This is a genomic window from Mucilaginibacter sp. UR6-1 (assembly GCF_020880975.1).
Taxonomy (GTDB): domain Bacteria; phylum Bacteroidota; class Bacteroidia; order Sphingobacteriales; family Sphingobacteriaceae; genus Mucilaginibacter.
The window spans coordinates 1,093,970-1,108,991 of sequence record NZ_JAJIWP010000001.1; the positions used below are offsets into that span (position 1 = coordinate 1,093,970).

Below are 15,022 nucleotides of genomic sequence, written 5' to 3' on the forward strand. Positions count from 1 at the left end.
TTATAATTTAACTGTTGCACCAAATGTTATTGTACGTACTGCCGGGTATTGCGCCACGTCAACACCGCGTTGTAAGTTGCCGTTGGTATAACCCAGTTCAGGGGTGTATCCCTTATAACCGGTAATCATAAACACGTTTTGGCCAGAAGCATACAGGCGCACGCTGTTTAACGCTGCCTTTTTGCTCCACGCCTTTGGCAAGGTGTAGCCTATGGTTACGTTTTTAAGGCTGAAATAGCTGCCACTCTCTACAAACAGGTCAGAGGTGCGGTAGTTATCATTAGCCCTGTCAAGCGACATGCGTGGGATGGTATTGCTGGTTCCGGCGTCCGTCCAGCGGCCCAGGGTTTCACTGTACAGGTTGAACGGATAGGTTGGGTCGATACCCTGCATCCTGTCGGCATTGTAAAGGCTCACACCAAATACACCGGTAAAATTGGCGGCGAGGTCAAACCCTTTGTAGGATACACTGCCCTGCAAGCCTGCAGTAACGTTAGGGTTTGGATTACCCAGGTTAGTACGGTCATTACCATCTATCAAACCATCATTATTGAGGTCAAGAAAACGTACATCGCCGGGTTTTATGTTAGCTTTTCGCGAATCATTGGCCAAAGCCGGGTCGCTGTCAATTTCGGCCTGGGTTTGATAAAGTCCATTGGTTTTCCAACCATAAAATGACGCTATAGGTTGCCCCTCATAGGTACGTGATATTTCCTGGCTTGAACGGCCATAAACCGTTGAACCAATAAAAGTACCCGGCCCGTTAAGCGTAGTAACCTTGTTTTTGATGAACGATGCGTTGGCACCTACGGTATATTTAACCTCGCTGCCTCCCTGGTAGTTAATATCAACCTCAAAACCCTTATTGCTCATTTCACCAATGTTTTGAAAAGGAATGGTAACCAGGCCATAAGCACCCACTAATGATGGGGCTATAAGCATATCCTTAGTGGCCTTGTTAAAATAAGTAACCGTGGTATTTAATTGATTATTCAAGAACCCGGCCTCTAAGCTCACGTTGGTCATGGCGGTGCGTTCCCAATGTATATCGGGGTTGGCAATGGTTGTAATGGCCGAGCCACTTACCCCTGTACCGCCAAAGGCGTAACCACCATTACCGTAGGTATTATTGATACTGATGGTGCTCAGGTACTGAAACGGCGTAACGCTTTGGTTACCTAACTCACCCCAGCCGCCGGTCAGCTTTAAATTGCTGATCCAGTTTATATCTTTAATAAATTGCTCGTTTGATAAGCGCCAGCCTAATGAGAACGCCGGAAAGTATCCCCACCGGTTATTATCGGCAAAGCGCGATGAACCATCAGCACGGAATGTTACCGTTGCCAGGAAGCGCCCGTCGTAATCATAAAATGCCCTGGCAAAGCCTGATGCCAATGCCGATGGCGCATCGTAAGCACCGGTAGCGCTAAATAATGATGTACCGTTGTTTAACACACGCTGATTGGGATCGGTATCATCAAAACCTACACGGCCCGCGCCAAAATTGCTGCCTTTAAAGTTTTGGTATGATACACCACCGGTAAACGTTAAATGGCTTTTACCAAACTCCTTGTCGTAGGTCAAAAAGCCTTCTAACAATTGAGAGCTGATTTCATTTTCGCCCTGTGTAAGTGTTGAAACTGTGGTTTGCCTTGCCTGGTTAACATCAGCCAGTTGAAAGTTATAGGTACGGCCTATGGCACCATCAAAAGCATAATTTACACGAAATTTAAGTTCTTTAAGTATGGTAACCTCGGCAAAAGCATTGGCAAGCGCCCGGTATTTACGGTTATATCTATCTGTTTGCTGTATGGTTGAGTATGGGTTATTAATATCACCCAACTGGTTGGCAAACGCTTTTGATGTACCGAATGTACCATCAGGGTTAACGGTTGGTATGGCCGGGTTAAACCTCAATGCCGAAAATATTAAACCCGTTTGCGAGTTGTTATTATCAAACCCGTTATTGTTGGCAAAGGTAAGCTGCACATTTTCGCCAAGCTTTAACCATGGTTTTACTTTATGCTCGGAGTTTATACGCACGCTGTAACGCTTAAAGTCTGATTTATCGATAATACCTTTCTCGTTATAAATTGAAGTTGAGATATAATAAGTTGATACATCGTTACCGCCCTGTAGGTTAACATCACCATAGGTTACATGCCCGGTGCCCATAATGGCACGCTGCCAGTCGGTACGCTGGGTTGAGTAATAACTATCATTCCATGGTGCTTCAATGTCAACGCCATCATTGGTATAGCGCTCACGTTTCAGGGTATACAGATCGGGCGCGGTAAGCAGGCTTATGTATTTGGTGGAATTGGAGAAGCCACTGTAAAAATTCACGCTGGTTGATAGCTTTTGGCTGTAAGTACCTTTTTTAGTAGTAACCAACACCACACCGTTGGCCGCCCTTGTACCATAAATGGCACTTGATGAGGCATCCTTCAATATATCAACAGAGGCAATATCATTAGGGTTAATATCATTTAACGCATCAGGGTTACTGGTGGGCACACCATCAATAACAATCAGCGGGTTGGCATCATTAAGCGTACCTGTACCCCTTATCCTGATGCTTGGCGCGGCACCCGGCGAGCCATCGTTACGTACAATGTTTACACCGCTTGCCCGTCCTTCAAGCGCCTGAGCGGCAGTGGTTACGGGCAAATTTTGTATATCAGTACCCTTTACATTGGCTACAGAACCCGTTAGATCAACCTTTTTACTGGTACCGTAACCTACCACCACTACCTCGCCAAGTGCTGATGGTAATGCGGATAAGGTTACATTTACGGGCTGATCGCCGGTAATGGTAACAAGCTTTTTTTCGAACCCGATGTAAGTAAACTCCAGCACGCCGTTTACCTGCGCGTTGATGCTGAACGCGCCGTTTACATCGGTTGTGGTTGCTACATTACTGCCCTGAAGCCTTACCGTTACACCAATAAGCGGCTGACCGACAGAATCAATTACCCGGCCTTTTACAAGTATCTGGTTGCTTGCATTTTCGGCCGTTGAAATAATAACCACGTGCCCGTCGGCCATTTTGTAGGATAGCTTATCATCTATCAACCTGTTAAGCACCTGCTCAACGGTAGCATCCTTTACATTCAAATCAACACGGCCGAGTTTTTTGAGGGCGGCGTAATTGTAAAAGAAACGGTAATCACTTTGTTTTTGAATTTTGGTAAGTATGCTGCTTACCTCGGTTTGCTTAATGTTGAGTGTAAATTTTTGCTGCGAGTATACGTGCGCCGAAACCTGCATACATGTCACAAAAATCAAGAGGAAAGCTGCTTTCATTAGCAAAATAACTTTTAGGCATACAGAGGCACCCCGAATGGCAAATGCCCTTCTTGTTTTTTTCATTACTTTTGTTTTGAAAATTAACGGATAGAGTAAGCGCCGTCGAAAATCGTCTTACTCTTAATTAATAAGTCCCATATTTTTACAGGGAGGGGGTGCAACCCTTCCCTTGTTTATTATATATGATGCGCTTTTCAGGAATCGGTTTGGTAAATCTTTTTCTTCATACTTTAGTTTTTGAGTTATTAATAGTTTAGTTTTTATTGCTTGCGTGCCAGGTACACGGTACCCTGCTCTATTTTCGCGTTTATAGGTACAATATCTTTAAGTATATGCAGCGCGGTTTCAAGGTTCTCATTTTCAAGCACGCCGCTTATTTGTTCGTTACGTAAGGTTACATCTTCAAACACTATGCGCACATTGTATTTACGCTCCATAGCCAAAGCTGCATCAGCTAAGGTGGTATTGGCAAATATGATCTTATTCTCTATCCAGGCATTTTCAGGATAAACATTATCAACCGGTGCCGCCAAAGCAGCAACCTCATATTTTATCTGAGGCTCGCTTTTTCTATCGCCTTGTGCAGGTTTGGCAAAAGGCTTATTAATGGTAAGCTTTTCGTTAGGTGTTAATACAATCTTTTTTTCAGGGTCAGCAGTTAATTCAACCTGTACCTTACCTTCAAGCAGTGTAGTTTCAATTTTATCGTCATTACGGTAAGCTTTCAGATTAAATACCGTACCCAGTACCTTCACCGTGATACCGCCTGTATGTACATAAAATGGCTTGTGAGCATTTTTGGCTACCTCAAAAAAACCTTCGCCATCGAGCTGAACTTCACGTTTAGCACCCTGAAATTTAATTGGATACGAAAAGTGACTACCCGCGTTAAGCTTAACCCTGGTACCATCAGCCAATGTAATCTGCTTTGTTTTACCATAAGGCACATCAATTTGCTGTATTACGGCCAGTTGGTTTTGCTGATTTTTTACATAGTTAACATATAACATGTAAGCGGCTACCGCTACAGTCAACATAGCCGCTGCGGCACCTATCCACTTAAAATATTTTATACTGCCTACCTGCTTAACAACGGCATTATCACGGTCATCATAATTATTTATACGTGTCCAGATAGCATCTATCTCTTTATCAATATCCAGCGGCGGCTCATCCGCTTTTTGTGAGATAGCGTAGGTAACCTGCTGCGTTTTTTTATAGTGCGGGTATTGTGCTAAAAATAATTCGAGTTCTTTCAACTCCTCCTCAGTGGCTGAACCATCCAGGCTTTTGGCCATTAGTTCAGCAAACCTTGATTTTCCCATATCTTACTAATCTGATACAAGGACAGACACAAATACTGATTTTCCTAAACGGTTTGAAACTTTTTTTGGCAAACAGGCGATTATCTAAAATTACTGACAACGCTTTCAATTTTTTTAACAGCGATGGCAAGCTGCGCGAAAACGGTTTTGTTAGACAGGTCAAGTATCGTGGCTACTTCGTTGCAGGTAAGTCCGTCCTCTTTCACCATTTTAAATATGAGCTTACAGCGTGGGGGCAGGTTGTTTACAGCGGCTACAATTTCTTGCTGTAGCTGCTTACTGATAAGCAACTGGGATGGATCAGCATTGAGCTGAAAATAAAGCCTGTTACCTGCATTCAGTTCGCGCGCTTTACGGGATGAGGTGCTTTTAAGGTAATTTAAACTGGCATTTTTTACTGATACATATAAGTAAATCTCAATATTACGCACCATGGCCAAACTGTCGCGGTTATGCCATAGCTTAACAAATACATCGTTCACTATTTCTTTACCGGCTTCAGTATCATCTAAAAAAGTACAGGCAAAACGCGAAAGCTTTGTTGCCTGCATACGGTACAGGGCATTAAAAGCTGACTCATCATGATCAAAACGAACTAAATCAAAAAGTTCCTGCGTGTTCAAAACAACAGCAATTAACAACTTCTTTTTTTAAAAACGTGCTTTGTTCATTATTAAAATAACCAAAATGTTACAAACAGATTTGCTCCCTATAATTATATCAAAGCGTTAACTTTTAATTAAAATGATTTTGTGCCTGCTATAGATATTCATCCGGTGTTTACCGTAATTGCTCTTTTAAACAAGCGGCTGCGCAAGAAAAGATTACTAAGAGGTTTTAACCACCATATTTATGAATTTGTTTAATGTTAATCCTTGAACAACGATAGAGAAAATAACGATCACAAAGCCAGCAGTAAGAATAAGTGGCTTGTACTCAGAATCAGGTAATGAAAGAGCAAGAGCGACTGAAATACCCCCTCTTAAACCACCCCAGGTGAGTATGGCAACACTACTGTACTGCAAAGCCAGTGTTCGCCTTAATAAAGCTACAGGTAAAATAATGCTTAGCATCCTGGCAATCAATAATATGACAATCGAGACTGCTCCGATGAGCAGATAATCCGGACGAACCGTTATAGATACTAACTGCAGCCCGATAAGTACAAACAGAATGGTATTTAAAAGTTCATCTGCCAGTGACCATACCTTTTCAAGATTTTCGCCCTCTTTGATAGACTCATTCCTTTTGAAAGAATGGCTGCCGATAAGCAGTCCCGCAGCCACCACGGCAAGCGGTGCCGAAACATGTAATATACCTGCAATAGCCGCAATGCTGAGCACCAGGGTTAATGACAACATAACGATTGTTTGAAAATCGTTGATGGCACGCATCATGCGGTACGCTATTAAACCAAGTAAGCCACCCAATAACAACCCACCAAAAACCTCCTGACCGAAAAGCTTTGCTGCCTCCGCAAATGAAAAATTCTTTTCGGGGATACTCGCCACTTCTGAAAAACTAACAAATAATACGATGCCTATACCATCATTGAACAAAGATTCTCCTGAAATAATAGTTTTTAATCTGTCAGGCATTTTTGATTTTGTCATTAATGCAGCTACAGCAACGGCATCTGTGGGTGATATTAATGCGCCAAATACAAGGCAATATATAAATGGAATCCCGATCCCCGTTAAATGCAAAAGTTCATAGAATATTCCGGCAAAAAGTAATGTCGAGATTACCACACCAACAGTACTGATCAATAAAACCCCTCTGAGATTTTCCTTTAATTTGTTTACGTCAAAGTGAAGCGCGCTGGCAAATAAAAGAAACCCAAGCATCACATCGAGCAAGGTTTTTGAAAAATCAACCGAATGGGCAAGTTCAAGTATAATTCGGCTGAATCCGGGAAATATCGATCCGGTAGCAACAGTAATCATTGATGCTATAATGGCAAGTACCATTACGCCGATAACTCCCGGCAACTTTATAAAACGGGCATTAATAAAACTAAAGATCGTACTTATGGCGATCAGCGTGGTTATTATCAGGATTGTATTCATAGGCAATATAGATCAGGTGAGCCGTACCTTTGGTGCAGCGTTTAATAATTATATAAGTGACGATGGCGCTTTTTGTTCGATTTTAAGAGAAAACCAACATTAAGAAAATGCAAAGAACTTACATAAAACGGCAATTAATACTTTGGTTTTGAATACCTTAATAGCAATTAAAAATCCAGTTAATTCATCAGAAAAGTTTACACCCGGTCAATCCCACGATTGGAATCTCGATTTGGGGATAATTACATGCACACATTACAGAGCAGGCAAAAAAAAAGCCACCCAATACAGGATAGCTCTCTTTTATTTATATTATATATTAAGGTTTATTCTTTAATAAACCTTAATAATTCGTTATTGAATTTCTCGCGTTCTTCAATAAACAGCGCATGTCCGCTTTTATCAAAAGTCACCAGTTGTGAGCCGGTTATGGCTTTATTCATTTGTTGCGCAAGTGCATAAGCTACAATATGGTCTTCTTTCGCCTGCATAATTAAGGTAGGGATTTTTATTTTAGGCAGATCAGCTCTCAAATCTTCATCACGTAATGATATTAGAGCTTGCTCCATAGCGTAGGGAGATGATTGCAGCTCCTGATTGTAAAGCCAGTTACCAATTCCGGGATTTATAGCGGTCGGGGTTAAAGCAAACTGGCTGCCGATGCCGGCTAAAAGGGCCGGCCTGTCTATACTGATTTGATTTACCCAGCCTGTAATGGTTTCTTTATTAAACAACGGATATGGATAATCGGCAGTTTTGGTGTGCCTTGGTGCGGCAGCGGCAAACAAGGCCAGCTTTTTTAAGTGAGCTCCATTATATTTTGCGGTATAATGCAGTGAAATAGCACCGCCCATTGAATGACCACCCAAAACCGCGTCCTTGATATTCATCTGATCTAAAACACTTTTTATATCATCCGCAAACTGATCATAGGTGTACTTTCCGTAGGGCTTATCAGAATTACCGAAACCCCTCATTGTTATCCCTACAACCCTGTAACCAGCCTTCACTAACGCCGGGTACTGGTACTCCCACGATTCATCTCCAAGAGGATAACCAGGTATTAAAACCACAACAGGTCCGTCGCCCAGGTCGGTAACGTGCAGTTTTACATTTGGCGCTACCTCGTAATACGACTTACGCGCTGATGACGATGAGCTGTATGCCTGAGCGGATTCACTTTCTTTTTCGGATTTTTGAGAACAACCGGTAAAGCCGAACGCGATACCGATTGTTAGTAAGGACAATGTGAAGATAGTTTTCATGTTTTTTGATTTTTATTGATTTGTGTAATCTGTTAATACTGTTGCGGCCATTTTAAAACCTAACATAAAAAACATATCCAAAGCGTAAGCCAAACCATAAAAATCTACATTACAGATACTTACAAACAAACAATCATTTTTTTATTAACGAAATATCGCCAATATCCGAATAACGTTATACACATGCTTACGTATCATAACCGCTGTGTTCAGGTAATTACTATAAGGGTAGCATTAAATAAACAGCGTTTAAAAAACAAGATGATCCTGATTGGTAAGTAGTGATTTTAAGTTTCTATTTATACTACTTTTGTGAATGATGCAACAGCAAGTCAATAATCCACTTCATGGTAAAACTTTAGAAACGATATTGAATGATCTTGTAACTTATTACGGGTGGCATGAACTTGGGGCTCGCATTCGTATCAATTGTTTTAATGACAGTCCAAGTATTAAATCAAGCCTGAAATTTCTTCGTAAAACAGCGTGGGCAAGAAAAAAGGTGGAAGACCTGTATGTTTCCACCTCGTTCAATAGTTAAGTAAAATCATGCAGGATGACACCCTACATATCTGCCGGTTAGCTATTAATGCTTTTTCTTATTATTCATTTTAGCTTTTAAACCAGCCCGGTAATTATAAGTTTTAGCATTGCTGGCTTTCTTTTCGTGAAATGCAGCTCCGGGAATATCATCATTCGCTTTGGCAACTTTCTTTTCGGCAACATCAGCAAAAGTGCGTTCTTTTTCAACAATCAAATCTTCAGGCAATTCCCCCATAGGGATTTTTTGGCCGGTGGCCTGCTCAATTTTTTTAACCGCTGTTAGTTCAAGGTCCGTGGCAAAGGTAATGGCCATGGTTTCACTTTCAACATCCGGCAAATCGTTAATCATTCGGCCGATGTAGGTTTCCTTTTCAACCGGTAATTCAAAATGAATCAGGAAGGGAATATCATCCAGATCCAGCTTCTGCTCGGCATCATTAACTATAATAAGCACCCGTGTAGCCGAACTTTTAAACTCATGCAGCGATGCAAAACCATCCATCTCAAAAAACCATGAGTTTAGCAAAGCAACTGTACTTATACGGTCGTGCAGGTTTTTATAAAGTTTTTCAGCCGTTGGGCGGGTATTTACAAACAGTACTACTTTGGTAAACAGGTCTTCATCTTGTATAAACAAGTTCAACAAATTCAATTTGGTACCAAAATTTGGCAACAGGTACAACATCTGCGGATGCAGATTAAACCGCGGCTCTCCTATTTCTTCAACCTCAACTGTAGCTGGTTGCCTCATAAAAGGGCTTATCATTTTATTTAAACGCTCGTGCAATACTTCGGTAAACACAAGGTGCTGGCATTTAGGTATGCTGTGAGCAAGTTCGGTTACAGGTAATTGCAGGCCTTGTTTAACAATCAATTCGGCATCATCAATAACCAGTAATTCAATCTTGTTTACATCAAGGCCAAGTTTAAGATAAATTGCACGCGCCCTGTCGGGTGTTGCAACTACAATATCAGCACCATTGGCCATGGCATCAAGCTGTGCTTCTATGCCCTGGGCAGCAAATAAAGGCACTACATTAAGCGCTTTATTTTTGTTGAGCCGGCCAATTTTAGCAATAACCTCTTCTACCTTTTCTTTACCGGGTACCAGTATTAAAACTTTAGGCACACCAGTGGGTTTAAAGTTAAATTTATTAAGTGCGGCTAAAATATAAGTAGTGGTTTTGCCGCAACCTTCGGGGCCAACCCCTATTACATCCTGGCCCCCGTTAATACGCGCCAACGTTTTTTGCTGTATTTCTTTAGGAGCTACGAAACCTACTTCATTTAAAGACTGTACTAACCCTTTTTTTAGCTTAAATTTATCTGACCACGCCATACCTTATATTTAAAACCCCGAAAGTGCGACAAATTTAGTTTTTTATGCCGCATTTATCTCCCGGCTTATATTGGTTAATTGTTTTTATTTAATGAGGTTGCCAATAGTAGTGCTAAAAGTGTTTCGAAACAGGCTACTTTTGCGATGGGCATATATTTAAGTACTCAAGCAGGTAACAGATTAACCAGATCAAAATCATACTGTATTTTCCAGCGATCAACTATTGGCTGTTCAAGGGCTACCTGGCGGTATTCGTCAGGAGCCATGATAGGTACACCATATACAATAGGATATTTTCGCTTGCAAGTAGTACAGGTAAGCAATCCTTCTATCACGTTCTTTTCTATGTCTTGCGCCAGTACATGTAATTGTAAATCCTGCTTATCAAATGGGCAGCAAAGTTTATTTATAGTGTTTAACTTCATTATTACAGATTATTATTTTAAAGCATTTTGGTAACGCAATACTTTTTCAAACGGATTATCGGCGCTCATGACACCTGAAATTATTGCTACACCATCAAACGGTGTTTGCTCGCGAAGCGAACAAATATTGTCTGGCGTTATACCACCTGAAACGAATAATGGCATTGATGTGAGTTGACGTGCCTGCCTTACCGTTGAGGGCATAACAATGTCACAGCTACCGGCTGAAGGGGATGCAAACATGGCACAAAATGATACGTAATGTATTTTATTACTATCAGCCCACTTAACAGTTTTTAAATCGCCTGAACAGGTAATACCCGCCAAAAACGGACGATTTATTTGCTGTTTAATTAAGTCATAATTATCAGGTATGGCTGCAAAATGCACACCATCTAAAAATGGCGAATTGAGCATTAACTCCCACTCATTATCAATAATTAAAGGCACTTTATGAGCGCGGCATACGTCAGAAACCACTGCGATGTATTCCTGTTTATTTGTTTCGGGTAACCAGTTATTCCAAAGCTGCACAGCTACAAGCCCGGCCTTTAATGCTGCAGCCAATTTGCATAGCAGCAACGAGCGTTCCATAGCGGGATCAACAACAAGGTATACACCACCTTTTATAGTTTGAATGCCTTTCATTTCCACCCTTGTTTATAAGCTTTATAAAAAGCTGCCCAATAAGGGTCTTTCTCGTGATAAGGCATAACCCGCTCGTTATGCTCATCATCAATCAGCATACATCCCTGCTCACACTCAGCAAACGAACCGATTACGGTACCCTTTATTTGCCTGGCATTAAGTGCGGATATAACTTCATTAACTGTTCCCGGTTTTGCTGCTATAATCATAGCACCGGCACCAATACAATATCGATGATCAATACCAAATAGCCGGGTAACCTGTTGCTGAGCGTTGCCAACCGGCAAAAGATGATCGTATATTCTAACGCCAAGGCCCGATGCAACGGCCATCTCGTAGACAGCTCCCAGCACTCCTCCCTCTGTTACATCATGCATAGCCCTCACCTGCCCCGTTGCCTTTGCTGCAAGAGCATCCGGTAACGATGAGGTTTGATAAAACAGATCACAACAATTATAATAAACCTCCGTACCAAGCCTGTTTTTAACCGTTTCAGGAAAGCTCATTGCCAGTATAGCGGCTGATGATAAGGCACACCCCTTGGTAACAATGATCACGTCACCCGGCTGAGCTTTATTGCTTAATAAAATATCGTTTATCGGTGCGGTTAGCAACATAGTGCCGCCACCGGCGATAGTAGAGTTTTGTCCTTCTATGCTACCTGTGTGTCCCCCGGTTATCGCAACGCCGATAGCCTTGCAATAACGGTGCACATATTCCCAATATATCTTAAAATCCTCGTGAGATAAAGTTTGTGGCAGGTTGAGCACCATTTGCGCATACATCGGCGAAAAACCGGTTGTTGCCATATCATTAGCCATCAGATGTACCGAAAGCCAGGCAGACTCCGCAAGTCCCAGCGATGGGATAAGTGACAAAGGATCACTTGTCATGGCAATGCCTATATTGCCCCCTGCATCAACTACTGATACATCAACGCCGAAAGCCGGACCGCATTTAACATTGCTTCGCTCAAAACCCAGGCGAGGTAAAATCAGTTCATCAAAACCGCCAACCGATATTTTTCCGGATAGTTGAGTCATGGGTTAAATTTCAATCATTGAACTTTACGTAAAGACCAAAGAAGTCGCCCAGGGGCATACTCCACTGTTGCACCGGAAACCATTCAGGCAAACCGGTACAGGTCCATTCTATACTATAATTACGTCCCTGCAATGCTTTGTCAATCTTTTCGATCAGTAATTTTGGAGTATAAAAGGTGGCTGTAACATAAAAGGGGTTTTTACCGAATATTTGCTGCACCCGCCTGCGCAGTACCTTGGGCGAATTACGGTTCATCATGCCAAAGGCAATGCCATGACGGCCTACCCGTGCCGCTTCGCGGATTACCTGAACAGGATCACGATAATACTCAAACGTAGTTATAAATGCTACGGCATCAAAGGTATGGTCTTTAAAAGGCATATAATGCGAGTCGGCGTTCACCAAGTCGCCTTTAAATAAATGCACGGCCTGGCCAAGCATAAATGGTGACAGGTCGGCACCCGTGGCATCAATATCTATCTCGTGCCACCAGCGGGTAAAGCGTGTGGTACCACAGCCAAATTCTAACAGTTCCTTTACGCGTGTATCTTTGCCAAGCAACTGTGCCATTACCTTTTTTTGCCACACTTCGGCACGTTTATAACGTCCTTCGTACCATTGCTCGTAAGTATCGGTATGTTCGCGGTTAAAAAACCATTCTTTACGCCCTTGCCAATTAGTCAAACTCCGGGTCATGAGCCCAAAATCGCCGCTTTGTTTTAGTTCCATCAGAATTATTATTAATATAAAAGCCTTGCTCCCGGCACCATATATATACGGCAGCAGAAACAAGGCTTTGTATTAAATTGAACAGCATTTGCTGTAACATCCTAATGAAACCTTTGCATCCCTCCGCCGGTATTATCCGTATCAGGTTATCGGGTATCATCTCAGCCTTTAATTAATAAAAGCACCCCGTGCAAACATTGGCAATTTAGATATAGTTATTGTAGAATACAAGTGCGTTGTAAAAATCATTATGCTTGTATTTTTTGTTGTAAAATTATTTTTACCCTCTGCAGCATCAGTTTTTAAAACACCTGGAACATCGGTAGTGTGCAGTAAATTATATTTCGTTTAATAAATATCTTTATTCAACTTTTTTTACAGTGAACTCTGTACGCCTGTTTAATTGCCGCCCCTCGGGGCTATCCTTACCGTTGGGTAACGTATTTGGCGCTACAGGCCGCCGTTCGCCATACCCTTTTGCATAGAGCTGGCTTTCGCTTACGCCTTTTGATATGATATAATCAACACATGCCTTTGCCCTTGCTAAAGATAGGGCATCATTATATGCGTCTTTGCCTTTTGAGTCGGTATGGGCAGCAAGTTCAACCAACAGCTTAGGATTGTTGAGCATGATGGTAGCGAGTTCGTCAAGCACTAATTTAGATTCCGGCCGCAGGGTAGCTTCGTTATAATCATACCACACGTTTTGTATAACTATCGGCTTATTTATCTGGTACGCCTGCAAACATATATCGCCATTAAACAAGGTATCATTACCGGTACGCGCAGATGGCCTGCCCGGTAAAACTTTGGTAAAATATCCGCGCTTCTCTAACCTGATATTATACATTTTGCCTCCCCCGCCTATCAAGGTGTATATACCATTGATGTTGGTAATGGTATCGCCGGTTACTTTTTTGGTGAGCGAATCAATAAAGCTCACCTTAACACCGGCTAATGGTTTATGAGTAACACAATCTGACACTGAGCCTGAAAGAATACTTCGCCTGTCATACCCCTCAAAAATATTCAGGCAGCAGTCAGATTCACGATCAGAACTGAAATAGAACTTGTTGGAATTCTCATCATCAGGAAAATAATACAGATCATCTTTAGCTGAATTAAAGGGATAGCCCATATTACGAGATGCCGACCATTGACCTGATGAATTGCCGCTTTCAAAAAAATCAAATCCGCCCAAGCCGGTAAATCCTTTTGAACTATAGATAAGCTTTTGCTTTTTAGCGTTGTAATACGGTGCCTGCTCATCAAATTCCGTGTTTATAGTGCTCCCTAAATTGGTAGCATTCAACGGGCTTCCATCACTATTTAAATCACTCACCCAAATATCATCGCCACCCAGGCCACCGGGCTTGTTAGATACAAAGTATAATTGTTTACCATCAGCCGATACAAAAGGTTGTTTACTATGATGACCATCAGCATTTACATTACTGTTGAGCTTCTTCATAGCGCCTAACCCTTCGCTCCCAACCTGTATCATATAAATGTCGCAGGTAATTTTGCTGCCCTGCTTATACCAGCGTGTAAAATACAAGCGTTTGCCGGTAGGATCAAATGATGGCGTACCATATTCAACATCGTCTATATCCTGATCCTCTTTAAACACAACTATCTCTGGCGTTACAATGCCATTGCCTGCCGCGTAAATCCGGTTAAGCCGATCCTTATCGCCCGCAATCAAACGGGATGATGTAAACCAGTAATTGCCATTATACTTCATTACCGAGTAGGATGATCCATCAGCATTCCAGCCATCTTTTGCCTTAATAACATCAACCGCCGCAGGGTTTTTATATTGATACCTGGCAAAGCGGCAATTGGCTATCTCCTTTTGAGCAATAGCAAGATACTTATTGTCGCCCTTGTAACCGGCATTAAAGCGCTCCAGTTCGGCAATGGCTGCATCAAACTTTTGGGTAGCCCGCTGGCATACGCCATGCCAAAGCCTTGCCAGCGGATACTGCGCCTCATCAGCACTGCCTGCAATACGGGCATACCAGCCTTCGGCTTCAATATAATTTTCGTATAACCGATATGATTCTGCCAACTGATACACCAGGTAAGCCCTGCTCTTGTTAATTTTTACTTTTTTATCAACCTTTTCACCTGCCTGATATGGCACGTTTACAGCTATAGTAGTATCTAAACCCTCAGCCGCCTTACGGTAATAATGCGCGGCCTCGTAATAATCTTTATTACGGAACGCCTTGTCGCCCAATGAAATATTATTGTCTTTACTAAACTGGGCAAAGGCCGAGGCAATCAGTAGGGTTATAATTATGGTAAGGAGGATTTTTCTCAT

Annotated in this window: 12 protein-coding genes and 1 riboswitch; of the genes, 1 reads left to right on the forward strand and 11 read right to left on the reverse strand. The window is 42.0% G+C overall.

From position 1 onward, the window contains the following. The 5 genes from LJ707_RS04660 to LJ707_RS04680 all read right to left on the reverse strand — a co-directional run bounded on the left by LJ707_RS04660 (window position 1) and on the right by LJ707_RS04680 (window position 7,968). Window positions 1–3,270, reverse strand: a complete 3,270-nt coding sequence (locus tag LJ707_RS04660) for a TonB-dependent receptor (protein ID WP_228949631.1) — start codon at window positions 3,268–3,270, stop codon at window positions 1–3. A gap of 299 nt (window positions 3,271–3,569) precedes the next feature. After that, a complete protein-coding gene (locus tag LJ707_RS04665; protein ID WP_228949632.1) occupies window positions 3,570–4,634 on the reverse strand; it encodes a FecR family protein in 1,065 nt (354 codons plus the stop codon). Between the two features lie 80 nt (window positions 4,635–4,714). After that, window positions 4,715–5,257, reverse strand: a complete 543-nt coding sequence (locus LJ707_RS04670; RefSeq protein ID WP_228949633.1) for an RNA polymerase sigma-70 factor — start codon at window positions 5,255–5,257, stop codon at window positions 4,715–4,717. A 204-nt stretch (window positions 5,258–5,461) separates the two neighbouring features. Continuing rightward, complete coding sequence (locus LJ707_RS04675; RefSeq protein WP_228949634.1) at window positions 5,462–6,703, reverse strand: sodium:proton antiporter; 1,242 nt, start codon at window positions 6,701–6,703, stop codon at window positions 5,462–5,464. Between the two features lie 326 nt (window positions 6,704–7,029). After that, window positions 7,030–7,968 (reverse strand): alpha/beta fold hydrolase, encoded by a 939-nt coding sequence (locus LJ707_RS04680; RefSeq protein WP_228949635.1) that lies wholly within the window; start codon window positions 7,966–7,968, stop codon window positions 7,030–7,032. Between the two features lie 319 nt (window positions 7,969–8,287). On the opposite strand from LJ707_RS04680, the gene LJ707_RS04685 reads away from it, so the two are divergent. After that, window positions 8,288–8,509 carry a VF530 family DNA-binding protein gene (locus LJ707_RS04685; RefSeq protein ID WP_370632375.1) on the forward strand — a complete coding sequence of 74 codons (222 nt, stop codon included), beginning with the start codon at window positions 8,288–8,290 and terminating at the stop codon, window positions 8,507–8,509. Between the two features lie 45 nt (window positions 8,510–8,554). On the opposite strand, the gene LJ707_RS04690 is transcribed toward LJ707_RS04685, so the two are convergent. The 6 genes from LJ707_RS04690 to LJ707_RS04715 all read right to left on the reverse strand — a co-directional run bounded on the left by LJ707_RS04690 (window position 8,555) and on the right by LJ707_RS04715 (window position 15,022). After that, on the reverse strand, window positions 8,555–9,850 hold the full coding sequence (locus tag LJ707_RS04690) for a DEAD/DEAH box helicase (RefSeq protein ID WP_228949637.1): 1,296 nt from the start codon (window positions 9,848–9,850) through the stop codon (window positions 8,555–8,557). 164 nt (window positions 9,851–10,014) lie between these two features. Next, window positions 10,015–10,275: a Trm112 family protein gene (locus LJ707_RS04695; protein WP_228949638.1), complete on the reverse strand. Its 261-nt coding sequence runs from the start codon at window positions 10,273–10,275 to the stop codon at window positions 10,015–10,017. A gap of 12 nt (window positions 10,276–10,287) precedes the next feature. Next, window positions 10,288–10,923 carry a thiamine phosphate synthase gene (locus LJ707_RS04700; protein WP_228949639.1) on the reverse strand — a complete coding sequence of 212 codons (636 nt, stop codon included), beginning with the start codon at window positions 10,921–10,923 and terminating at the stop codon, window positions 10,288–10,290. Beyond that, window positions 10,920–11,966: an AIR synthase-related protein gene (locus LJ707_RS04705; RefSeq protein WP_228949640.1), complete on the reverse strand. Its 1,047-nt coding sequence runs from the start codon at window positions 11,964–11,966 to the stop codon at window positions 10,920–10,922. The genes LJ707_RS04700 and LJ707_RS04705 overlap by 4 nt, the downstream gene beginning before the upstream one ends. A 10-nt stretch (window positions 11,967–11,976) precedes the next feature. Next, window positions 11,977–12,696, reverse strand: a complete 720-nt coding sequence (locus tag LJ707_RS04710) for a class I SAM-dependent methyltransferase (protein WP_228949641.1) — start codon at window positions 12,694–12,696, stop codon at window positions 11,977–11,979. 101 nt (window positions 12,697–12,797) lie between these two features. After that, window positions 12,798–12,895: riboswitch (TPP riboswitch) on the reverse strand. Between the two features lie 162 nt (window positions 12,896–13,057). Continuing rightward, window positions 13,058–15,022, reverse strand: a complete 1,965-nt coding sequence (locus tag LJ707_RS04715) for an OmpA family protein (protein ID WP_228949642.1) — start codon at window positions 15,020–15,022, stop codon at window positions 13,058–13,060.